The organism is Lentzea sp. JNUCC 0626 (assembly GCF_043632865.1).
GTDB lineage: Bacteria > Actinomycetota > Actinomycetes > Mycobacteriales > Pseudonocardiaceae > Lentzea.
Map to the genome: position 1 here is coordinate 4,698,137 of NZ_CP171635.1, position 22,238 is coordinate 4,720,374.

Genomic DNA, 22,238 nt, shown 5'->3' on the forward strand with positions numbered 1-22,238 from the left:
GGGCAAATCCCGCTCACGTTCACTCGAAAGAGTTGCGTGGGATATCGCTCGAAAGTGTTGCGCCCCAAGCGTGTCGTACTGTCCGGCCCCATGTCCGGTCATCTGGCCCTCGCCGTGTCCACCGTCCTGTACGGCCTGGGGATAGTCGCGCAGACCGTCGCCGCGCGCAGGGCCGACGAACGTCCCGGCGCCGGGGTGGGCCTGCTCGCCCGCCTCGCCTCGGATCGCCTGTACCTGCTGGGTTTCACCGGCCAGGTCGGCGGTTTCCTGTTCGCGTTCCTGGCCCGCGAGGACCTGCCGCTGTACCTGGTGCAGGCGGGGTCGTCGAGCGCGGTGGGGCTCGCGACCGTGATCGGCGTGCTGCTGCTCGGCTGGCGCATCCAGCGGGTCGAGATCGCGGTGCTGGTGGTGATGGCGTGCGGTCTGCTGTTGCTCACGGGGGCGGCGGCCCCGTCAACCGCCCGCGAACTCCCGCTGGTGCCCGCTCTGGTCGTGCTGGGAGTGCTGACGCTGGCGGTGCTGCCGCTCGCGCGCACGTTCAAGACTTTGACGCCGGTGCTCGCCGGCGTCGCGTTCGCCGTGGTGGCGGTGGCCGCGCGCAACGTCGCCGGCAAGCCGTTGCTCGACCTGCTGCTGCACCCGCTGACGTGGGTGATGGTGCTCGGCGCGTTCGTCGGGCAGGCGTGCCTCGCGACGGCGTTGCAGCGCGGTTCGGCGACATCGGCGGTGGCGTCGATGGACGCGACGACCGTGGTGATCAGCTCCGCCGCCGGGCTCGCGTTGATGGGCGACCAGATCACCCCCGGCCGCGAGTGGTGGGTGGTGCTCGGCGTGCTGCTGGTGGTGTCCGGCGTGCTGGTGCTGGGCTCGGTGTCGGCGCGCTCGTCCTCGCTGGTGTCGGTGGGTGAGCGGTGAAGCCGGTCGCGAGCGTCTCGCTGGATCTCGACAACCTCTGGGCGTACCTGCGCACGCACGGCGATCCTTCGTGGGAGAGCAGGCCGAGCTTTCTCGGTTCGGCGGTGCCGCGGTTGCTCGACGTGCTGGGCGAACAGCGGTTGACCACAACGGTTTTCGTCGTCGGCGCGGATGCCGAACGGGACGACGGCGCCGCCGCGGTGTCGTCGCTCGTCGCCGCCGGGCACGAGATCGCGAACCACTCGTTCTGGCACCAGCCGTGGCTGCACCGGTTCTCCTCGGAAGAGGTGGAGAAGGAGGTCCTGCGCGCCGAGGAGGCGATCATGGCCGCCGGCGCGCCGAAGCCCGTCGGGTTCCGCGGTCCCGGCTACAGCGTGACGCCGGCGTTGCTGGACGTGTTGCGGCAGCGTGGTTACTCCTACGACGCGAGCGTGCTGCCGACGTGGATCGGCCCACTCGCGCGGGCGTACCACAACCGCACCGCCGGCACGACGGACGGCGGCGAGGACCTGTTCGGCGGCTTCGGCAAGGTGCGCTCGCCGAACGTCGCCTTCCGCTGGCGGGACGGCGTGGTCGAGCTGCCGGTGACGACGATGCCGTTGCTGCGCGTGCCGATCCACGGCGCCTACCTGCTCCAGCTGCACCAGATCTCGCCCCGCCTGGCCCGTGCGTACTTCTCGTCGGCCTTGCGCTTGTGCCTGCTGCGCAAGGTTTCTCCTTCCTTGCTGCTGCACCCGACCGACGTGCTGTCCGGCGCCGAGGCCCCCGGGATGGAGTTCTTCCCCGGCATGGCGGTGCCCGGAGCGTCGAAGGTGGCCCTGCTCGGCTGGGTGTTGTCGTTGCTGCGCAAGCACTTCGACGTCGTCGGCACCGGCACGCACGTCGCCCGGCTCGTGGGGTTGCGCGAACGGGACCCGGTCGCATGCTGACGGTTCTGCTGCGCGTCCTCGCCTGCGGGACCGTGGCGCTGGCCCCGCTGGAGGGCTACCTGCTGCAGGTGCACGGCCAGTCGGCCAAGGTCGTGCCCGCGCTGTTGATCGGCGTGTGGCTTTGTGGCTTGGTGCGGGAACGCCGGTTGCCCGCGCCGCACCCGTTGCACCTGCTGGTCGCGTTGTTGGCGGTGGTGCTGCTCGCGACTTCCGCCGTGCACGTGGCCGAACCGTTCACACTTGAGTACCTGGTGCGGTGGGTGCCGTTCCTGGTGATCACGGTGGTGCTGGCCGACGTCGCCGCGCGCGAGGTGCCGGTGCGGTGGCTGCTGGCGGCGACCGTGGCGGGTGCCGTCGTGGCTGCTGCCGGCGGGTTGTACAGCGTTGTCGGTGGGTCTTTGCGTGCCACCGGGCCGTTGGAGGATCCGAACGACCTGGCGTTCTTCTTGGTGGCGGCGTTGCCTTTGCTGGTGGCGTTGCCTTCTCGGTGGCGTGTGGTGTGGCTGCTGCTGGGTGCCGTGCTGGTGGCCGGGGCTGCCGCGACGTTCTCGCGCGGCGGCGGCATCGCGTTGGCGTGCGCGCTGGTGTGGCTGATCGCGCGGCGCGGGTTGCCGGTGCGTGCGGTGGTGGTGACGGCGGCCGTCACGGGGGTGGCGGCTTTGGTGTTCGCCTCCGCCGCCCAGGCCGAGCTTTCGCGGGCGTTGCAGGAGAAGAGCCACATCGCGGGCACCAACGCCGACACCAGGATGCTGCGCTGGCAGGCCGCCTCGCGGATGCTCGCCGACAACCCGGTGCTCGGGGTGGGGCCGGGCGGGTTCCGGCAGGAGTACGCCGCCGCCGGGCACAACGCGGAGATCGACGAGCAGACGCCGGTGGCGCACAACCTGTTCCTGGAGGTGGCGGCGGAGCTGGGGGTGCCGGGCTTCCTGCTGCTGGTGGGGTTGGTCGGGGTGGGGTTCGTGGCGTCGGAACGGGCTTGGCGGCGGGTGAGGGCTGCTGGACCGGTGGCGCTGGGTGGGGGCGGCGGGGGCTTGGGCAGGCGGCGACAAGCCATCGGCCTGGAGACCACAGGCAGTGCGGGCTGGGGTGCGCGGCGCGAGGCCGTTGCCGTGCGGGCTGCCCTTCAGCGTGAAGCCGTTGCCGTGCAGGCCGCTCTCATCGCCGTCCTGGTCGCCTCCATCTTCCTGTCCGAGCAGTACTACCTGCCGCTGTGGTCCCTCATCGCGATCGCGGTGGCCCTCGAGCAGCGTTCCTCGAAGGAGAGCCGATGCGCGTCCTCCACGTGATCAGCGAGATGGGCGCGGGCGGTGCGGAGGCGCTCGTCGCGGGCATGGCGGTCGCCGGCGGTGACGTCGGGTGGGAGTCCGCGGTGGCCTGCGGTGGCGGGTTCCGCGTGGCAGCGTTGCAGGCCGCGGACATCCCCGTGTTCGACGTGCCGCTCGCGCGCCGATCGCCGCAAGGGGTGGTGAAAGCCGCGGCGGCGGTGAGGAAGGCGGTGCGGGAGTTTCGGCCCGACATCGTGTTGGCCCACAACGTGTCCGCTTCCCTCGTGGCGCGGCTGGCCTCGCCGCGGCGGAAGGTCGTGACCGTGTTCCACGGCGTGGCCGAGAGCGACACGAGGTCGGCGGCCAGGGTGCTCAACCGGGTGTCGTCCACCGTGGTGACGGTGGCGGACGCCGCCGCGCGGAAGCTCACCGATGCCGGGTTGAAGAGCGTTGTGGTGATTCCCAACGCGGTGTTCCCCAGCCTGCCGTCCGCTGATCGGGCGACGGTGCGGGCTCGGCTCGGCACCGGGATGGCCGTGCCGGTCGCGTTGTGCCCGGCTCGGTTGGAGCCGCAGAAGCGGCACGACGTGTTGTTGAAGGCGTGGGCTCAGGTTCCTGGCGATGCCGAGTTGTGGCTGGCCGGGGACGGGAGTCTGCGGGCCGAGTTGGAGGCGAAGGCGCCCAGCCGGGTGCGGTTCCTGGGGACGCGCACCGACGTGCGGGACCTGTTGGAGGCGGCCGACGTCACCGTGCTCACCAGTGACTGGGAGGGCATGCCGATCGCGCTGCTCGAGTCGCTGGCGGCGGACCGTCCCGTGGTCGCGTCCGATGTGGACGGAGTGCGGGAGGTGCTGGCCGGGGGCGGCGGCGTGCTGGTGCCCCGCCGGAGTCCGGCACAAACCGCGAAAGCCCTGCGCGGCCTGTTGTTCTCGTCCGCCGCCCGTTCGGTGGCGGCGTCGCACGACGGTTCGGCCGACGCGCACACCTTGATGAAGTCCTACGACGAACTGCTTCGTACCGTCCTGGAGGGACGATGAAGGCTCCCAGAGCTCTGGTGGAAGGCCTGGTCGCCGCTGTGCTCGTCGGCGCGGCCGTGTTGGCGGCCGTGGCGATGCGCGACGGTGTGACCGAGGGGCGGTTGACGCTGCTGGCCACCCCGGCGGCGCCCGACAGCGCCCAGTTCGGCGAGGTGACGTCGCTGGCCGCACCCGCCGTGGTGCAGTTGGTGCGCAGTCCCTCGGTGCTGGACGCGGCGGCGAAAGCGGCCGAGACCACGCCCGAACGGCTGGTGGACGCCATCGCCGTCGAACTGGTGCCGGCCTCGGGCGTGGCCCGCATCTCGGTGCGCGCCGACTCGGCCGAGCACGCGAGCCGCGCCGTCACGGCGGTGGCGCAGGCCGTGATCGACGCCGATCTGCTGGCACCGGCGGCGAAGTTCCGCCTGCTGGACCCGCGCCCCGAGACGAGCCAGGTGTCCCCGGACCTGCGCCTGGCCACGGGCTTGGCACTCGTCGCGGCGGTGATCGCGGGCGTGGCCGTCTTCGCGTTGCGGCGCCTGCGGGCCAACCCGGTGCGCGCGGCCCTCGCCGGTGCGGGCATCGCTCACCCGGTGGTCATCGCGAACGACGACGACCCCGGCCTCACCGACCGGCTGACCGCGTTGTGCGTGGCGGCGGCACGGCCGGTGAAGGTGCTCGCGGCGAGCCCGGAGTTGCGGGAACGTGCGGAGAGCATCGCGATGTCGTTGCCCGACAAGGCTTCCGAACCCGCCGAGGGAACGGCCGTGATCGCCGTGACCTCGCGGCAGAAGCGCGACGACCTGGCCCCCGCGCTCGCGGTGCTGCCGGCGTCGTCGGTGCTGGTCGCGGTGGTGCTGGCATGACGCCCGCGACCGAGGCCGCGCAGACCGCCATCCCGGAGCAGGCCCGCCCGGCAGCCAAGCCGGCTGCCGCGGCGCCCAAGCCCGTCCCCGCCACCAAGCCGGCGGCCGCACCAGACCCGGCAGACGACGACCTCAGCCCGGTCACCGGCGTCATCAGCAGGGACGACTACCTCGCCCTGACCACCACCCCGGTCCGCTGGCCCGTCGCCGCCGTCGCCCTGGCCGCCCTGACGGCCCTGGCAGCGCTGGCCGCCGTAGTAGCCCTGGCCGCCACCTCCATCATCGTGGCGGTGGTACCGGAATGATCACCACGACCAACCGCGCCGGACTCGCCAAGACGATCGGTGTCGTCCTCGTCGCGTTCGCCGGAGCCCTGAGCGCCTTCCGAGCGCTCAAGCCGAGCTGGGAAGTACCGCTCCCGACCGAGCAGAACCTCCCAGAAGAACGCATGCAGGACTTCCGCGACGCCCTGTACTTCCCCATCCGGGAGTTCCTCAGCGGCGGCAACCCGTACGACCCGGCGGTGATGTTCGATCACTGGCCGGTGCGGCAGAACTTCAACCTCTACCAGCCGTACCACCTGGTGCTGCACCTGCCGTTCGCGCTGCCGGAGTACCGGGTCGGCGCGGTGGCGTTCGCCCTCGCCTGTCTCGTGCTGCTCGTCGGACTCGCGGTCATGGCGACGACCAGGGCGAAGCTGCCGCTGGTCGCGGGCACGGTGGTGATCGGCACGCTGCTGGTGACGAGCCAGGTCGGCAAGGCCCAGATGTACGTCGGGCAGGTCAACCCGCTGATCGCGGTCGGCGCGGCCGGGGCGTTGCTGCTGCGCACGAAGAGCCCGGCGTGGGCGTCGGTAGCGCTGGCGCTGGCATGGCTCAAACCGCAGTTCGGCCTGCCGCTCGCGCTCCTGCTGTTCATCAGGGGTGACCGCAAGGTCGCGTTGATGGGCACGGGCATCGCGGCACTCGCCAGCCTTCCGGTGGCAGCACTGCTCGTCGTCAGGGGTGGCGGAATCGGCGAGTTCCTCGACGTCGTCGACCGCAACCTCGCCTGGGCCAGCCACACCGGCTACGGCGCGGTCGACTCCATGACGGCGCAACGGATCGACCTCCCCGCGGTCTTCTTCCGGACGACCGGGTGGCTGCCGCCCGCCGCCGAACTGGTGGCACTGCTGGGAGTTCTCGCCGCGACCGCCCTGCTGGCGAAACGCCTCGACCGGACGGAGAACGGGTCGGCTGTCGCGGACCTGCTCATCTGCCTGGGCATCGTCGTGGCGCTGGTGCACCAGCCGGGCGACGTGCTGATCGCGGTACCGGCGATGACCGCGCTGGCCGTGCTCGCGTGGAAGAACCGGCAGGACGCGCACTGGCGCTGGGCCGGGGTCGCGACGCTGCTGCTCGCGGTTCCGTTCGCGCACCTGTACTTCGTGAACGAGGCCATCCGGGCCACGCTCGGGGCACGCGCCGACGTGACGGTGGACGGGATCGCGGTGGTGGCGGCCTGGGTCGTGCTGGCGGTGTTCGCGCTGCGGCACGTGCGGCGCACGGCATGACGGACGTGGCGGTGCGGGGGTCGTTGTGGCTCTTCGCGGTCAACCTGGTCAGCAAGAGCAGTCAGATCGTGGTGACCCTCGCGCTCGCCCTGTTCCTCACCGAGGCCGACCTCGGCGCGGTGGCGCTGGTGGTGTCGGTCGTCAACATCGGTCAGGTCGTCCAGGCGATGGGCGTCTACGACATCGTCAGCCGCACCACCCGTGACCCCCTCCGCACGGCCGGGACGGTGCTCACGATGAGCGTCGCTGCGGGCACCGCCCTCACGGCGATCATCCTCGTCACCGCGGGCCCGATCGCCACCGCGCTGGGGGCACCGGACGCCGCCGGGATGCTCCGGCTCGCCGCGCTCACCCTGCCGTTCACGGCGGCAGGTGGCGTGCAGATGGCGTTGATGCACCGCGACCTCGACTTCCGGCGCCGCATGCTCCCGGACGCGGGCGGCATGCTCATCGGAGCCGCCGTCACGGTCACCCTGGCGACGCACGGCACCGGGCCCACGGCGTTGGTGATCGGCCTGCTCTGCACCGCGATCGCCCAGCCCGTCCTGGCCGCCGTCGCCGGCACCCGCATCCGCCCCACCTGGGACCAGGAAGCCGCGCAGGAAGCGACGAAGTGGCTCGCCGTGGTCGGGCCGGGCGCGCTCATCGCCGTCCTGCTGATCAACGTCGACTACCTCGCCCTGGGTCACGTCCTCGGCCCGGAGGCGGTCGGCGGCTACTCGCTCGCGTTCCGGATCGCCTGGGTGCCCTACATCATGATCGCGGTCGTGCTGGGCGGTGTGCTGTTCCCGCTCTGCGCCGAGCTGGTCCGAAATGGACAGAAGAACGCACTCCCGGGCACCCTGCGCCGCTTCACCATCGCGACGCTCGTGATCACCGGCGGCCTGTACGTGACGGTCGCCCTGTCGGCGCACGGGATCGTGGTCCTCGGCGAGCAGTGGGCGGACGCGGCCCGGGTCCTCGCGCTGCTCTGCGGGTACGGCCTCGGCCTCGGCCTGCTGCACGTCTGGTACCAGACGATCAGGGCCGCCGGGCACGCCCGCCAGTACCTCGCCCTCGAAGCCACCCACCTCGTCGCCCTGCTGACCGCCCTGGTCTTCACGACCGAACGCGGCCCCGCGGCCGTGGCGACGACCCAACTCGCCGTGGTGTGGCTGCTCGTACCGCTGACCTGGCTGGTCCTGCGCCGCAACGGCCTGGCGTTCCCCCTCCCGGGCAAGGCCCTCGCCAGCGTCGCGGCAGCCGCAATCGCTTGCGCGGCACTCGACACCGTCCTCCCGGACAGCACCTCGGTCCCGGGACTGATCGCCACCGGCCTGCTGCTGCTCGGCACCTACTGCGCGATCACCCTCCCCCTCAACCGCACCGTCCTCATCGGACTGAAGGAGCGCGCGTGAAGGTCGTCCACGTGACGCAGCCGGTCGAGGCCGGAGTCGCCGCCGTCGTTCTCGACCTCGCCCGAGCGCAGAAACAACGCGGCTGGGACGTCAGCATCGCCTGCCCGCCCACCGGGTGGCTGCCGAGGCAGGCCGAGAAGGCCGGCATCCCGCTGCACCCCTGGCACGCCACCCGCACGCCGGGACCGAACACCGCCCGCGAACTCCTCGCCCTCCGCAAGATCCTCCGCGACCAGGACGTCGTCCACCTGCACAGCTCGAAGGCAGGCCTGGCCAGGCTGGTCCTGCGCGGCCGCACGCCGACGATCTTCCAGCCCCACCTGTGGTCGTTCCGCGTCGCCACCGGACTGCTCAGCAGGGCCAGCAGGTTCTGGGAGGCCAGGGCGTCGCGCTGGACGACCGTGCTGCTCTGCGTCAGCGACGACGAACTCGAAGCAGGCCGCCAAGCGCGCATCACCGCCCCGGCCGAGGTCATCTGCAACGGCGTCGACACGAAACGCCTCCAGCCCCGGCCCAAACCCCACGACACCCCCACCGCCGTGTGCGTCGGCAGGCTCGCCCACCAGAAGGGCCAGGACCTCCTGCTCGAAGCCTGGCCCTCGGTGCTCGCCGAGGTCCCGGACGCCGAACTGGTCATCGTCGGCGACGGCCCGCTGGCAGCCCAGCTCAAAGCCACGAAACCCCGGCACACCCACTGGCACGGCCACAGCAGCGAAGTCGACCGGCACTACGCGAACGCCGACGTGGTCGTCCTGCCTTCGCGCGCCGAAGGCATGGCGCTGGTCCCGCTGGAAGCCATGGCCTGCGGACGTTCCGTCGTCGCGTTCGACGTCGAAGGCGTCCGGCAGAGCCTCGGCGACGCGGGCGAAGTCGTGCCGCCAACGGACACCGCAGCCCTGGCGCAAGCGATTGCGCACCGGCTGAAGGACCCGGAACTCGCCGCCACCGAAGGAAAACGCGGCCGCGTCCGCGCCGAGACCCTGTTCGACAAAGACCACATGACCAGCCGAATCGTGACGCTCACCGAGAAGCTGGTCGCCGAGAGAGGACCACGATGACACGGATCGCCTACCTGCTGACACAGGACAGCGGTGGCCCGGTGGACGTGACGGTGCGCCTGGCCGCCGCGCTGGCCAAGTCGGGCGACGCCGAGGTGCGCGTGTTCGGCCCGCGACCCAGGCGGGGCGCCGAACTGATCGACCCGTTCTTCGAAGAGACCCTGGTGCTCCGCAAGGGTGACATGGCCGCCGCACGGCAGGCGCGCGCGTCGATCAAGGCGTGGCGGCCGGACGTCGTGCACGCGCAGGACCGCCGGTCAGGACTCGTCAGCGCGGCGCTCGCCACCAGCACCAAGATCGTGCACACCTACCACGGCGTCCCGGACGAGGTGGCCGAACCGTGGTTCCGCAACGTCCGCGGCGCCACCCCTCCCCCGCCCTACACCAGGGCCGTGCTGGCCGCCGACGCCGCCGTCGCCCGCGTCGTGCACCGGACCGTCGTGCCCGCCAGGGAGATGGGCCGGTTCCTGCGCGAACGCCTCTACGTGCCGCCGCACCGGATGACCCACATCGACAACTGCGTCGAGGTCGGTGCCGCGAACCCTCCCGCGAAACCCGTCCGCAAGCTGGTGTTCGTCGGTCTCCTGGTGGAACGCAAGGGACTCCTGGACCTGCTGGACGCCCTGGAGACGACCATGCCCGACGACGCCACGCTCACGATCGTCGGCGACGGTCCACAAAGGATGCAGGCCGAGGGTCGGGTCACCCGGCGCGGCCTCGCGGACCGGGTGACGTTCCTCGGCTTCCGCAGCGACGTCCCCGACCTGTTGCTGGAGCACGACGCGCTCGTGCTGCCGTCCACGATGGAACAGCAGCCGCTGGTCGTCGCGGAGGCGATGGCGGCGGGCAAGCCGGTGATCGCCACGGACACCGGTGGTGTCGCGGACATGCTGGGCATCCCCGGCGACGACTGCCCCCGGCCAGGTGACGTCGGCGCGCTGGCGGCCAAGCTCCGCACGCTCTTCGCCGACCCCGATCCCGCGAGCACCGGACAGCGCCTCGCCACCAGGGCGCGGGAGCGGTTCACGCCCGAGGTCTGCGCGCGCCGGCACCTCGACCTCTACCGCAAGCTCACCGCCGCTTCGGACCGTTGACCAGCACCACGGCGTCGGCCGACGGCAGATCCAACTGCGCGGGCACCGCCTCGCCGCGCAACGTCACGAGGCCCGGCGGAGGCGTCAGCTGCACGGAGGTCTTCGTCGGGTTCACGGCCACCCACCCGTTGGTGTAGCGGCGGTTCCACACCCCGCTCGGCAGGCGGTTGGCCGTCTCGACCGCCTCGCCGAGCCGGGCGTCTTGGTAGACCGACCAGTACGGGTTCTTGTAGTCGGGCTGCGCGCGCGTCCAGCACGTGTGGGGGCTCGCGAGGAGCGCGGCCGAGGCGTACCCGACGCGTTCCTCCTTGTCCGACTTCGTGTGCGTGATGAGCAGCAGCCACGACTCGCCGAGCGCGGCCTGGGCGCGTTGTTCCTTGAACTGGTTGCCCTGGAACGTGATCAGCTCACCGGTGCCGTCGTCGCCCTGCAGGCCGAAGTTCTCCTCCATCGCGCCCGCGTACCGCGAGTGCGCCGACCAGCGGCCGGGCGTGAGCTGCGACTCCGACACGTTGGGGATCAGCATCTTCCCGGACTTCTCCAGGGCGTCCCCGGTGAGCTGGAGCATGCCGTCGAGCCCGTCGCGCAGCAGCCGGTCCGTGCCCGCGGGGTCGGCGGTCCCCGCGATCACCCCGGACGAGTAGTACCGCAACGAGCTGAAGTCGTTGTCCGCCAGCACGCCGTCCCAGCCCTCGCGCAGCACCTCGCCGACGACCGCGTCCGCCCAGGCCTTCTGGTACGCCGGATCCCACACCGTCATCTGCCAGTGCTTCGGGTAGCCGTCCCACTCGATGCGCTGGCCGAGCGTGTTGTTCGCGAACCACGACGGCTGGGTCTCCTCGGCCGCGTAGTACCCGACGCCGGTGGGCAGGTACTTCGCGTCCCGGTCGCCCTCGATCGCCCCGAAGTAGTTGCGGGTGCTGGAGAAGTCCTTGTACACCAGGACTTTGACCTTGGGGTTCAGCTCGTGGAGCTTGCGCATGGCCGCCGTCTCCCACGCGTTGAGCACGACGACGTCGTAGTGCTTCGCGGCGGCCCTGATCTCCCACGAGTTGGGCGAGTCGCCGATCGCGTACCACCACGCGCAGGGCGCCAGCGCCCTCGGCACCGGACCCGTGATGATCGGGTCCGACTCGGCGGCGCTGACCGCACATGCACTCGAAAGAAGTACGAGAGCGACAGCGGCGAATCGACGAATCAGCGATTTCTCCGGCAACACAACTCACCCGCCGTCATGAGTAGAATCCGCAGGTCCAACCACAACGACCAATTCGCGATGTAGTAGTTGTCGTATCGAGACCTGTCTGCGATGGAAGTGTCGCCTCGCAGACCGTGCACCTGGGCAAGTCCAGTCAAGCCGGTCGGAACGCGATGGCGCGCCCAATATAGCTCGTGAATAGCGGAAAACTCGCGAACGAAACCGGGACGCTCCGGGCGTGGCCCGACGACGCACATGTCGCCGCGCAGGACGTTCCACAGCTGGGGCAGCTCGTCCAGGGACGTGCGGCGCAGGAACCGGCCGACGGGGCCGACCCGCGCGTCGCCGACGACGGACCACTTGACCTGCGAGTCGTCCTCGCCGGTCTGCCGCACGCTGCGGATCTTGTAGAGCGTGAACGTGCGGTCGTCCATGCCGACGCGGACCTGCCGGAAGAACAGCGGGCGGCCGCTCTCGACCAGCACCGCGAGCGCGCACAGCCCGATCACCGGAGCCAGCACGACCAGCGCGACCGCCGCCAGCAGCAGGTCGGCGGCGCGCTTGATCCACCAGGTGGGCCTGCTGGTCGGGGCCGTGCCGAGGCGCATCAGCGGGTAGCTGCGCAGCCGTTCGATGCCGGGGCCGTCCGGGTGGAGCTCGTACATCCGGGGCACGACCAGGGTGGAGCAGCCGAGCCGGTGCGCGGTGATCGCGGCCTCGACCAGCGGCGAGTCCTTGGTGTGCGAGAACGCGAGCACGACGGTGCCCGCCTTGAGCCGCACGATCGCGTCGGCGAGGTCGCCGTCGACGACCTCCAGCAGCGGCGGGCGGCGGTCGGGATCGGGGCCGGAGTCGGCGAACGCGACGGGCCGCAGCCCGAACTGGGGGTGCTCCAGCATGGTCTTCGCGAGGTTCACGCCGACCTCGCCCGCGCCGACGATGATCGTCCGGTCGCAGCGGTCGAACTTGCGCCGGCACCACCGGCCGAACGCGAACACGCCCCACCGGACGGGCTCGATGACCAGCGCGAACTCGATCATCGCCCACTGCACCTCGGCGAGCCGCGCGGGGTCTGCGCCGCTGATCAGACCCAGTCCGGACAGCAGCGCGAACGCCAGCGCGGTGCTCGCCGCGGACCGGGGCAGGTCCTGCAGCCAGGACAGCCACAGCCGCCGCCGGTAGAGCCGCCAGGCTCCCCTGATCGTGAACACCGTGGCCACGATCGCGCCGCTCCAGGCCCAGCCGAGGTCGTGCCGCACGCACAGCACGGCGAGCGCCACGCCGTCGGCGAGGGCGAGCAGGACCGCGACCGCGTTCACCCGGCTGAGCAGGTCCCGGCCCACCGAGGACGGCTTGAGGGGCCGCTGCGCGGGGCGCCGGAGATCAGCCTCGTGCGCGTCGAGCGGGTCTGCGGGAACGGCAACCGCCGAGAATCGCCTCATGGAAGATCATCCGATCGAAGGAGTTGTGGTCGCAGGTGCGCACGAAAGAGTGAATGAACAGCGATGAATCATCTCTTCGGGTATCAAATTTCCCTCTTCAGTGGCACTTGTGTACGCGGTCGGTGAGGTTTCGACGTTGTTCCTGCCCTGAACTCACCCAGGGCCCGCCTCAAAGCTTTAGCACGCCGTGTCAATAATTCACGCCACCAACCTAGTGGTGTGACTCGGAACGTCGGCGAGGTAATCGGCATTCAGCAGGGCGCCTCGCGGCACCGCCCCCACGCCCCCGTACCACCAGTACGAGGACGTGGGGGCGGCACCGCGACGCACCCGTCTGACCGCGAATTCCCCCGGCACCCTTCCGAGCCACACCACTAGCCACCGAAGAGGGGGCATTGAGTGAGAGTCGACGAACACGGGATCCGGCATTCGGCCGGTGATCCGGTCGCGATCGTGCAGAAGCCGATCCGCACGTGCGGCGACGTCCACGTCGTCCTCCCGGCCTACAACGAGGCGGTCGCGCTGCCGTCGCTGCTGGCGCGCATCGCCGGCTCGGACCTCGCGGACCGGATCACGGTGTGGGTGGTCGACGACGGCTCGTCCGACGGCACCGGCGACTGCGTCGGGCAGGCCCGCGGCATCGACGCCCGGCTGGTGAGCCACCCGGTGAACCTCGGCCTGGGCCAGGCCGTCCAATCAGGACTGAGGGCGGTGCTCGCCGAGGCGGAGCCCGACGACGTGCTGATCGTCATGGACGCCGACGACACGCACGACCCCGGCGTGTTCCCGAAGATGCTGGCCGAGATCAAGGCCGGCGCGGACGTCGTGATCTGCTCCCGGTTCGTCTCCGGCGGCGACGACTCGACGGCACCGCAGTGGCGCCGGCTGCTCAGCCGCGGCGCCCGCGTCGTGTTCGGCAAGATCCTGCACTTCGACGGCGTGCGCGACTTCACCAGCGGCTTCCGCGCGTACCGGGTGAGCCTGCTCAGCCGCGCCACCGCGCACTACGGCGAGCGGCTGGTCGAGGAACGCGGGTTCGCCTGCATGGTCGAGCTGCTGCTGAAGCTGCGGCACTGCGGCCCGATCGTCAGCGAGATCCCGCTGCACCTGCGCTACGACCGCAAGCCCGGCGCCAGCAAGCTCCGGCTCGGCCGCACGCTCAAGCAGTACCTGCTCCTGCTCACGCGTGACCGCCTCGCGCCCGTTCCGTTCCGGAAGCTCTGATGCCCCAGCGCGTTGTCGTCATCGGCGGGGGCATCTGCGGCCTCGCCACCGCGCACCGCCTCGCCCGCGAGGGCCTGGCCGTGACGCTGCTCGAGGCCAGCGACCAGCTCGGCGGGCTCGGCACGTTCTTCGAGTCGCAGGGCCGGTCGGTAGAACGCTTCTACCACTGCGTGATGCCGACGGACGACGCGTTGCTCGCGTTGCTGGACGAGGTGGGCCTGCGCGAGAGCGTCGGCTGGAAACCCACCTCGATGGGCATGATCGTCGGCGGCGAGCACCGGTCGTTCAACTCCGCGCTCGACCTGCTGCGGTTCCGGCCGCTGAGCCTCGTGAACCGGATCCGCTTCGGCGTGATCTCGTTGCTGCTGCGGCGGTTGGGCAAGGGCAAGGACCTCGACCGGCTGCGCACCGAGGACTGGTTGCGCGGCCTGTACGGCGACAAGATCTGGGACCTGCTGCTGGCCCCGATGTTCGGCGCCAAGTTCGGCTCGGCGTTCGGCGACGTGCCCGCGCTGTACCTGTGGCAGCGCCTGGGCCGCGAGAGCAACGAGTCGGTGCGCGGCTACCCCGCCGGTGGCTACCAGAGCGTCATCGACGCGCTGAGGGCGTCCATCGAGGCGCACGGCGGCGAGGTGCGCGTCGAAGCCCCCGTCGGCCGGTTGGAAGCCGACGAGCACCGCGTGGTCGTGACGCTCGCGGACGGCGAGACGATCGAGGCGGACCACGCGGTGTCGACCGTGCCGCTGCCGGCGTTGCGGGCCATCGCGGACGGCGACCTCGCGCCGTTGCTGCCCGAGGTGCGGCTGCCGTACCAGGGTGTCGTCAACACGCTCTTCTTCCTGCGCAAGCCGTTGTCCGGGCACTACTGGGCGCCGGTGATCCGGTCCGGCACCGACTTCGACGGCGTGATCGAGATGACGCCGCTGACGGGGTCGGAGCGTTACGGCGACCGGCACCTCGTGTACGTCATGCACTACACGGACCGCGAGTCGGCGTTGTACCGCGAGGACTCCGACAGCATCGCCCGCCGGTGGACCGAGCAGCTGCTGAGCGTCCACAAGGGACTGACTGCGGCCGACGTCGACGAGGTGCGGGTGTTCAAGGCGCCGTTCGTCGAGCCGGTGTACCCGTTGGGGTACCTGGAGAAGCGGCCCGCCGTCGAGGTCGCCGGCACGCGTCTGCTGCTCGCCACCACGGCCCACGTCTACCCGAACGTCACGAGCTGGAACTCGAGCGTCGAGCTGTCCAACTCGGTGACCGCCACGCTCCTGCACACCGCCAGGAGCACCCCGACCCAGGAGAACACCGCATGGTCAGCAGAATCGGCGCGGTGATCGCAGCACTGACGATCACCGCGGCCACCCTCGTCTCGTCACAACAGGTGCAGGCCGACCCCGCGCCGTTGCTGCCGGACCTCCGCCAGGCGCCGATCGGCTGCCCCGGCGGGTGGGACGGCTCCCCGCTCGCCTGCTGGGCGTGGGACGTCTGCCTCGTCGAGGACGCCTCGTCACCCCGGAGCCAGTGCACGCACCGCGGCGGCACGGCGCAGGCCGTCCGGCTGCGGTTCACCACCTCGATCGACAACGTCGGCGACGGCCCGTTGCTGCTGCACGCACACCGCGACAGCACCACCACGCCGACGATGACCGTCCGCCAGGCGATCCAGTCCGGCGTGGACCGGTCCATCGCGGGAACGTTCAACGAGGCCCGGCGCGAGACGAGGTCCAGCGCCTACTACGAGCCGGCCGAATCGCACGAGCACTGGCACCTGCTCAACTTCGAGTACTTCCAGCTGCGCACCCCGGACGGCGGCGTGGTCGTGACCGACCGCAAGAACGGGTTCTGCATCGGCGACCGCTACGGCGTGTCCGACGACCTCGCGCACCGTCCGGTCGATCCGGACACTCCCGAGGGGAGGCTCGCGCAGCGGCTGGACGGCCACATGTGCGGCCACCACGACACGTCCGCGCTGGACGTCATGTTCGGGATCTCCGTCGGTTCCGGTGACGACTACAAGCACGACGTCGATTTCCAGTGGCTCGATCTGACCCGTGTGGAGTCCGGGATCTACGACGTCGTCAACGTCGTGAACTCCGACCGCGCGTTGCTGGAGAAGAACTACGACAACAACGCGTCGTCGATCGCGATCTCCGTGCAGTGGCCGGACGGCGCGGCGTCCCCTCCGGACACGATCACCGCGGCACCGTCCGTGCGGATGATCCGGAGCTGTCCCGGCAAAGCGCACTGCGCCAAGTCGCACAACTGAGAAGTTTCGAAACAACCCCGAATGGGGGTGCCTGCACTCGCGGGCACCCCTGTTATCTTTTTGTACCGGGACAAACGGACGCGATTCGGTCGCATTACCACGACGAAGCGTTTAGCACAAACCTTACTCTGTGATGCCCATGCGTCGAACGCATAGCACACCCGTGCAGGCTTGCGCAATTGCACGCAACGCCACTCGCAAACGGTCAAGTCAATAGTCCGAGTGGTGCAATCTTCATCACAGCGCAGAGTGTCGCACGCAACCCCCTTGGCCCTTGACCAGGGCATGTGGCGGGTTGAGAGAATTCACTTCGCGATTCCACCCCGTCAGGGATCGCAATAGACTGATTCCCGGCCGATCAGGAGTGCCCCATCTTGAGCGCGCCAGTCGTATCGCTGCACGATTTCGCCATTGGACAACTTCACAACCTCCTGCGCGCGGTCGGTTTAGCGGACTCCACCAAAACCGCGACAAAACTGCTGGGTGAGGCATTAGGACCTGGCAGCCGACTCCCGCTCTCCGCAGTTCCCCATTGGCCCTCATTAGTGGCGGACGACCACTCCCCGGTCGAATTCTCGGTCGCTTTGGCTCGAAACGAACGCCCGACGGTGCGGATGATCGTGGAATCGATCGCCAAGAAGCCGGGCAAGCAGGCCAACGTCGGCGCCGCGCTCAAGGTGCTCGACAAGTTCTCGCGGAAGCACGGGCTGCGCCGGGACAAGCTCGACGCCGTCCGCGACCTGTTCCTGCCGGACGACCCGCAGGGCGCGTTCGCGCTCTGGTACGCACTCATCGTCGGCCCGGCCGGGCCACCGTCGATCAAGGTCTACCTCAACCCCGACGCGCAGGGCCGCGACCGCGCCACCGGCCTGGTGGCGGAAGCGCTTTCCCGCCTGGGCCTCGCCTCGGCACTACCGGCGATCACCGAGCACGGCCTGCGGCGCCCAGGGCTCGACCGGTTCTCCTTCTTCGCGCTCGACCTCATGGACGAGGACCGCGCGCGCGTGAAGACCTACGTCTCGCACGACGAAGCGATGGTCACGGACGTGGTGGGCGCGGCGGCGGCCGTCCCCGACGCCGATCCAACCCTGCTGGCGGACGTCTGCGCGCTCGCCTGCGGCGGCCCCGGCCCGTTCCCGCGCCGCCCGCTGATGTCGAGCTACACCTTCCTGTCCGGCGACACGGACTCCCCGAGCGGCTACTCCCTCTACATCCCGGTGCGGGACTACGTCCAGGACGACCTGGAGGCCTGCGAACGCGTGCTGGCGATCATGGCCCGCTGCGGTCTCGACACCACGCCGTTCGTGATGGCGCTGGCAAGCCTGGTGCGCCGACCACTGGGCGAGGGCGTCGGCCTGATCGCCCACGTCTCCCTGCGCCTCGGCAAACCCAAGCCCGGGGTCTCCGTCTACCTGTCCTCGGAGGCGTACGACGTCACGCCACCCCGCAGTCGAGCACTGCTCGTCTAACCGCACCACCGAAGAAAGGCCGCCGCCGTGGAGCCGTACCGCATCAAGGTAGTCGAACCGATTCCGATCACCACTCGCGAATACCGGGAACGACGCTACGCCGAGGCCGGGTACAACCAGTTCAACCTGACGGCGGAAGACGTCACGATCGACCTGCTGAGCGATTCGGGAACCGGCGCCCTGTCCGCGGAACAGATGGCGGCGGGCATGCGCGGCGACGAGACCTACGCGGGTTCCCGGTCCTGGTTCCGGTTCCGCGAGGTGGCCGAGGACCTGACCGCGTACCAGCACATCTTCCCCGTGCACCAGGGCCGTGCGGCTGAACGAATCCTGTTCGGCGCTCTCCTGAAACCGGGACAGATTTCGGTCTCCAACACCCACTTCGACATGACCCGAGCAAACGTCGAACTCTCCGGCGGCATAGCCCGAGACCTCCCGTGCCCGGAGGCAGCCGACCTCGACAGCGAGGCCCCCTTCAAGGGCAACATCGACCTCGAAGCCCTCACCGCGTTGCTCGAAGGCCCCGAAGACGTCGGCGTGGTCGTCATGACCATCACCAACAACGGCGGCGGCGGCCAACCGGTCTCCATGGCCAACCTGGAGTCCGTAAGCGCCTTGTGCCGCAAGCACAACGTCCCGTTCTTCCTGGACGCGGCCCGCTTCGCCGAGAACGCCTGGCTGGTCACCCAACGAGAAGAGCGCTTCCACGGCTTCACCCCGCGCGAGGTCGCGAAGCTGGCCTTCCGCCTCGCCGACGGCTGCGTGCTGAGCCTCAAGAAGGACGGCATCGTCCACATCGGAGGGTTGCTGGCCCTCCAGAACACCGAACTGGCCAAGCAGTGCGAACTACTGCTCATCGCCACCGAAGGCTTCCTGACCTACGGCGGCCTCTCCGGCCGAGACCTGGACATGTGCGCCCAGGGCCTCATGGAGGTGACCGACCCCCTCTACCTACGCGAACGAGCCGAAGCCACCAAGTACTTGGCCGACTGCGCCCGCGAGGCCGGAGTGGACAGCGTCACCCCCACCGGCGTGCACGGCGTCTACCTCAACGCGGCCCGCCTGCTCCCGCACATCCCACCGTCCCGCTTCACGGGCCACGCCCTGGCCTCAGAGCTGTACCTGGCAGGCGGAATCCGTTGCGCGGAGGTGGGTTCGCTCTACCTGGGCGAGATCGACGCGGCAGGCGACCTGATCACCCCCGCACCGTTCGAGCTGGTGCGCCTGGCGATCCCGCGCCGCGTGTACACCCGCAGCCACCTCGAGTACGTGGCGGAAACGCTGGCGGGCATCGCGAAGAACCCGGAGAAGGTGCCGGGCTACCGCCTGACGGAGATCCCGGCAATCCTGCGCCCGTTCCGCTGTCGCCTGGAGCAAGTCAGCCCCTGACCGCACGCGAAGCCGAAGGCAAGCCGACCCAACGGCGAAGCCGAGGTGCTCTTGGCTTTTGCTCTTGCCTTTAGCCAAGAGGCTTCGGCGGTGGGGTCCCATCACGAGTCGCGCCATAGCTCTTGCTGCACCTGCCTGGGTATGTCAAACCGCCACGCTTTTCGGCGGTTTGACATACCCAGGCAGGTGTGGCCCGCTCTTGGCTCGACTTGTGATGGGACCCCACCGCCAACGCAACCACCAACGCAACAGGCAGCCGCCCAACACAAACAGGCGTGCCATCAACCCGCTCACAGCGCTGGCCCCCTGATCAGACTTGGGTTCTAGTGGTCGTTGCAACACCTGAGTTCAGGGGTTGTGATGTTCGAGATCCGGGCCGATCGGTCGGGGCGGGTGAAGCTGGTCCGGGAACGGGCCACTTATCTTGATCTTGTGGCGAGTGGTGTGAGCAGCCGGGAGGCGTGCCGGATCGTCGGCGTCAATTACCGGACCGGAAAGCGATGGCGTAACGGCAAGAAGCAGTCGAAGTGGAACAAGGCGGCGCCACCGATCACCGCGGTGGCGCCGCCTTGTGAGGCCTCCCGGTTCCTGCGCGAGGACGAGCGGATCCTGATCGCCGACCGCGGGCGGGAGAAGGCCACGATCCGGCAGATCGCGGCGGAGTTGGGGCGCAGCCCGTCCACGATCAGCCGAGAACTGCGCCGCAACGCGCATCCGGTCAGCGGGCAGTATCGTCCGCACGCCGCTCAGGCCCGTGCCGACGCCCGCCGGCCACGCCCGAAAACCGGCAAGATCGCCGCGACCCCCCTGCTGCGCCAGGTCATCCAGGACGGCCTGGACCTGCGCTGGAGCCCGAAGCAGATCGTGCAACGCTTGCGCCGGGATTTCCCCGACCGCCCGGAGTTGCACGTGGTTCACGAGACGATCTACCAGGCCCTCTACGTCCAGGGACGCGGTGAACTGCGCCGTGAGCTCACCGCGGCGTTGCGCACCGGCAGAGCGCTGCGCCGCCCGCGCCGCCAGGCACAGCAGCGCACACCGCGGATGGCCACCCCGATGGTCATGATCAGCGAACGCCCGGCCGAAGCCGAGGACCGCGCGATCCCGGGACACTGGGAAGGCGATCTGATCATCGGCAAGGACAAGAAGTCCGCCATCGGCACTCTGGTCGAACGCGCCACCCGCTACGTCATGCTCGTGCACCTGCCCCACGGCCGCACCGCCGACCAGGTCCGCGACGCCCTCGTTGACACCGTCCAGACCTTGCCCGCCCACCTCTGGCGGTCACTGACCTGGGACCAAGGCGCCGAAATGTCAGGCCACGCACGATTCACCGCCGCCACCGACATCCCGGTCTACTTCTGCGACCCGCACTCACCCTGGCAGCGCGGCAGCAACGAGAACACCAACGGCCTGCTACGCCAATACTTCCCCAAAGGCACCGACCTGTCCGTCCACAACCGCGCACACCTCGACGCCGTCGCGGTCCAGCTCAACGGCCGCCCACGCGAAACCCTCGGCTGGGACACCCCAGCCGAACGCATGGCTAAACTCCTCGCCCAAGCCAGTTGATCATCCGTGTTGCGACGACCCCTGGAATCCACCAGATTGCCGGGGGTCTGGGGGCAGAGCCCCCAGGGAAAGCACGCAACAGCTAGCCGCCAACGCAACAGGGGAACGCACGCTAACGCAGGCGTCCCCCCGAACGAAGGACCCCCACAACCCAACCTACTCAGGGGGTCCGACAAGATCAGACCAAAAACTCAAGCCATAACGTCAAGCCGGTTCATAGCGTGCTCGATCACCCGAACCAGCACCGACTTGCAAGACTCCCGATCCCGAGCATCGCACAACACCAACGGCACGGTGTCGGCAACATCCAACGCCACCCGCATCTCCTCAGCGGTGTAAGAGTGACTGCCCTCAAAGCAGTTCACCGCCACCACGAACGGAATCCCGCGCCGCTCAAAGAAGTCGATGGCCCCAAACCCGGCATCCAACCGCCGAGTGTCAACCAGCACCACAGCCCCGATGGACCCGATGGCAAGCTCATCCCACAGGAACCAGAACCGATCCTGCCCAGGCGTCCCGAACAGGTACAGCACCAGCTCAGGGTTGATCGTGATGCGACCGAAGTCCAAAGCAACCGTGGTCGTCGTCTTGCCCTCGACACCGTAGAGGTCGTCGATCTCCTCCCCGGCCTCGGTCAGCAGCTCCTCGGTCCGCAGCGGCGTGATCTCGCTGACGGCGCCCACCATCGTGGTCTTGCCGACGCCGAACCCACCGGCCACGACGATCTTCACGGAGGTGGGGACGGTGAGTTCTTCCCTGCCCTGCCCGGAATCAGATTGCACGGACACCATCGAGCACCTTCTGGAGTAGGTTCATGTCGACCGGGGTCACCCTGGTGGCCGGGCCGCTGGTGATGACGTCACCGCGCTGGATCAGGTCGCTCAGCAGCACCTTCACCACGACGAGTGGCGCGTGCAGGTAGGCGGCCACCTCGGCTACGGAAAGCGGTTTCCGGCAGAGCTTGATGATCTCCAGGTGCTCTACCGACAGGGTGCCCTGGTCGGTGGTCGTGCGCAGTGCGCGCACCTGGGTCGTGAGCGTGAGGTCCTCGCCGGCGGGCTTGGGTCTGGTCCGTCCGCTCACCATCGCGTACGGGCGGACCATGGGGCCCGCCGCCTCGTCGTACCACCAGTCCGAGGAGTTGCTCATGACAACCCGAGGGGGTTGGGCATCCGGGGTGACGCCAGTGTGCGCGGCGCCGACGAGAGGTAGGCGCCGACGCGCTTGACGAGCATGTTCATCTCGTACGCGATCATTCCCATGTCGGCGTCCTCGTCGCCCACCACCGCCAGGCAGGCGCCCTGGCCTGCCGCTGTGACGAAGAGGTGCGCGCGCTCCATCTCCACGATGGTCTGGCGGACCTGTCCACCTCCGAAGTGCCTTCCGGTGCCGCGAGCGAGGCTCTGGAAGGCGGACGCCATCGCCGACAGGTGGTCGGAGTCGTCCTTGGAGAGCTCGGGAGAGTGGGCGAGCAGCAGGCCGTCCGCGGAGAGCACCACCGCGTGCCGGGCACCGACCACTCTCGCGACGAGGTCCTCCAGCAGCCAGTTGAGCTCGGGGTGCCCGCTGGTCAGGTCGTCCACGGA

Annotated in this window: 21 protein-coding genes; 16 read left to right on the forward strand and 5 right to left on the reverse strand. The window is 69.7% G+C overall.

Features of this window, described 5'->3' with window-relative positions; all coding sequences use genetic code 11:
• Positions 1 to 90: 90 nt before the first annotated feature.
• Genes JNUCC0626_RS20690 through JNUCC0626_RS20735 form a run of 10 tightly spaced genes read left to right on the forward strand, consistent with a single transcriptional unit; the run spans position 91 to position 10,092 of the window.
• On the forward strand, positions 91 to 915 hold the full coding sequence (locus tag JNUCC0626_RS20690; RefSeq protein ID WP_394621425.1) for a hypothetical protein: 825 nt from the start codon (positions 91 to 93) through the stop codon (positions 913 to 915).
• Positions 912 to 1,844, forward strand: a complete 933-nt coding sequence (locus JNUCC0626_RS20695; RefSeq protein ID WP_394621426.1) for a polysaccharide deacetylase family protein — start codon at positions 912 to 914, stop codon at positions 1,842 to 1,844. Before JNUCC0626_RS20690 ends, JNUCC0626_RS20695 begins: the two co-directional genes overlap by 4 nt.
• On the forward strand, positions 1,838 to 3,130 hold the full coding sequence (locus JNUCC0626_RS20700) for an O-antigen ligase family protein (protein ID WP_394621427.1): 1,293 nt from the start codon (positions 1,838 to 1,840) through the stop codon (positions 3,128 to 3,130). The genes JNUCC0626_RS20695 and JNUCC0626_RS20700 overlap by 7 nt, the downstream gene beginning before the upstream one ends.
• The gene (locus JNUCC0626_RS20705; protein ID WP_394621428.1) at positions 3,112 to 4,146 is read left to right on the forward strand and encodes a glycosyltransferase; all 1,035 of its coding nucleotides are present in this window, start codon (positions 3,112 to 3,114) and stop codon (positions 4,144 to 4,146) included. Before JNUCC0626_RS20700 ends, JNUCC0626_RS20705 begins: the two co-directional genes overlap by 19 nt.
• Positions 4,143 to 4,991, forward strand: coding sequence for a hypothetical protein (locus tag JNUCC0626_RS20710; RefSeq protein ID WP_394621429.1), 849 nt, complete (start codon positions 4,143 to 4,145; stop codon positions 4,989 to 4,991). Before JNUCC0626_RS20705 ends, JNUCC0626_RS20710 begins: the two co-directional genes overlap by 4 nt.
• Positions 4,988 to 5,296 (forward strand): hypothetical protein, encoded by a 309-nt coding sequence (locus JNUCC0626_RS20715; RefSeq protein WP_394621430.1) that lies wholly within the window; start codon positions 4,988 to 4,990, stop codon positions 5,294 to 5,296. Before JNUCC0626_RS20710 ends, JNUCC0626_RS20715 begins: the two co-directional genes overlap by 4 nt.
• The gene (locus JNUCC0626_RS20720) at positions 5,293 to 6,543 is read left to right on the forward strand and encodes a glycosyltransferase family 87 protein (protein ID WP_394621431.1); all 1,251 of its coding nucleotides are present in this window, start codon (positions 5,293 to 5,295) and stop codon (positions 6,541 to 6,543) included. Before JNUCC0626_RS20715 ends, JNUCC0626_RS20720 begins: the two co-directional genes overlap by 4 nt.
• The gene (locus tag JNUCC0626_RS20725) at positions 6,540 to 7,940 is read left to right on the forward strand and encodes an oligosaccharide flippase family protein (RefSeq protein ID WP_394621432.1); all 1,401 of its coding nucleotides are present in this window, start codon (positions 6,540 to 6,542) and stop codon (positions 7,938 to 7,940) included. Before JNUCC0626_RS20720 ends, JNUCC0626_RS20725 begins: the two co-directional genes overlap by 4 nt.
• Entirely contained in the window at positions 7,937 to 8,998 is a 1,062-nt protein-coding gene (locus JNUCC0626_RS20730; protein ID WP_394621433.1) for a glycosyltransferase, read from the forward strand. The genes JNUCC0626_RS20725 and JNUCC0626_RS20730 overlap by 4 nt, the downstream gene beginning before the upstream one ends.
• Positions 8,995 to 10,092: a glycosyltransferase family 4 protein gene (locus JNUCC0626_RS20735; protein WP_394621434.1), complete on the forward strand. Its 1,098-nt coding sequence runs from the start codon at positions 8,995 to 8,997 to the stop codon at positions 10,090 to 10,092. The genes JNUCC0626_RS20730 and JNUCC0626_RS20735 overlap by 4 nt, the downstream gene beginning before the upstream one ends.
• Here the strand turns inward: JNUCC0626_RS20735 and JNUCC0626_RS20740 are convergent.
• Together JNUCC0626_RS20740 and JNUCC0626_RS20745 are read right to left on the reverse strand one after the other, a co-directional pair.
• Entirely contained in the window at positions 10,070 to 11,200 is a 1,131-nt protein-coding gene (locus JNUCC0626_RS20740; RefSeq protein ID WP_394621435.1) for a putative glycoside hydrolase family 15 protein, read from the reverse strand. The two genes, JNUCC0626_RS20735 and JNUCC0626_RS20740, sit on opposite strands and share 23 nt — an antisense overlap.
• An 89-nt stretch (positions 11,201 to 11,289) precedes the next feature.
• A complete protein-coding gene (locus JNUCC0626_RS20745; RefSeq protein WP_394621436.1) occupies positions 11,290 to 12,732 on the reverse strand; it encodes a sugar transferase in 1,443 nt (480 codons plus the stop codon).
• Between the two features lie 399 nt (positions 12,733 to 13,131).
• On the opposite strand from JNUCC0626_RS20745, the gene JNUCC0626_RS20750 reads away from it, so the two are divergent.
• The 6 genes from JNUCC0626_RS20750 to JNUCC0626_RS20775 all read left to right on the forward strand — a co-directional run bounded on the left by JNUCC0626_RS20750 (position 13,132) and on the right by JNUCC0626_RS20775 (position 20,652).
• Positions 13,132 to 13,956: a glycosyltransferase gene (locus JNUCC0626_RS20750; RefSeq protein ID WP_394621437.1), complete on the forward strand. Its 825-nt coding sequence runs from the start codon at positions 13,132 to 13,134 to the stop codon at positions 13,954 to 13,956.
• A complete protein-coding gene (locus tag JNUCC0626_RS20755; protein ID WP_394621438.1) occupies positions 13,956 to 15,290 on the forward strand; it encodes an NAD(P)/FAD-dependent oxidoreductase in 1,335 nt (444 codons plus the stop codon). The genes JNUCC0626_RS20750 and JNUCC0626_RS20755 overlap by 1 nt, the downstream gene beginning before the upstream one ends.
• Complete coding sequence (locus JNUCC0626_RS20760; RefSeq protein ID WP_394621439.1) at positions 15,266 to 16,222, forward strand: lysyl oxidase family protein; 957 nt, start codon at positions 15,266 to 15,268, stop codon at positions 16,220 to 16,222. Before JNUCC0626_RS20755 ends, JNUCC0626_RS20760 begins: the two co-directional genes overlap by 25 nt.
• A 374-nt stretch (positions 16,223 to 16,596) precedes the next feature.
• On the forward strand, positions 16,597 to 17,691 hold the full coding sequence (locus tag JNUCC0626_RS20765; protein WP_394621440.1) for a tryptophan dimethylallyltransferase family protein: 1,095 nt from the start codon (positions 16,597 to 16,599) through the stop codon (positions 17,689 to 17,691).
• A gap of 27 nt (positions 17,692 to 17,718) precedes the next feature.
• Entirely contained in the window at positions 17,719 to 19,080 is a 1,362-nt protein-coding gene (locus JNUCC0626_RS20770) for a tryptophanase (RefSeq protein WP_394621441.1), read from the forward strand.
• A 444-nt stretch (positions 19,081 to 19,524) separates the two neighbouring features.
• Positions 19,525 to 20,652: an IS30 family transposase gene (locus tag JNUCC0626_RS20775; protein ID WP_394622069.1), complete on the forward strand. Its 1,128-nt coding sequence runs from the start codon at positions 19,525 to 19,527 to the stop codon at positions 20,650 to 20,652.
• A gap of 191 nt (positions 20,653 to 20,843) precedes the next feature.
• Here the strand turns inward: JNUCC0626_RS20775 and JNUCC0626_RS20780 are convergent, their stop codons facing one another.
• From JNUCC0626_RS20780 to JNUCC0626_RS20790, 3 genes are read right to left on the reverse strand one after another with little or no spacing between them, the layout of a single operon-like run.
• Positions 20,844 to 21,443, reverse strand: a complete 600-nt coding sequence (locus JNUCC0626_RS20780) for a GTP-binding protein (RefSeq protein WP_394621442.1) — start codon at positions 21,441 to 21,443, stop codon at positions 20,844 to 20,846.
• Positions 21,424 to 21,801, reverse strand: coding sequence for a DUF742 domain-containing protein (locus JNUCC0626_RS20785; protein ID WP_285644378.1), 378 nt, complete (start codon positions 21,799 to 21,801; stop codon positions 21,424 to 21,426). Before JNUCC0626_RS20785 ends, JNUCC0626_RS20780 begins: the two co-directional genes overlap by 20 nt.
• Positions 21,798 to 22,235: a roadblock/LC7 domain-containing protein gene (locus JNUCC0626_RS20790; protein ID WP_266041506.1), complete on the reverse strand. Its 438-nt coding sequence runs from the start codon at positions 22,233 to 22,235 to the stop codon at positions 21,798 to 21,800. The genes JNUCC0626_RS20785 and JNUCC0626_RS20790 overlap by 4 nt, the downstream gene beginning before the upstream one ends.
• Between the last annotated feature and the right edge of the window lie 3 nt (positions 22,236 to 22,238).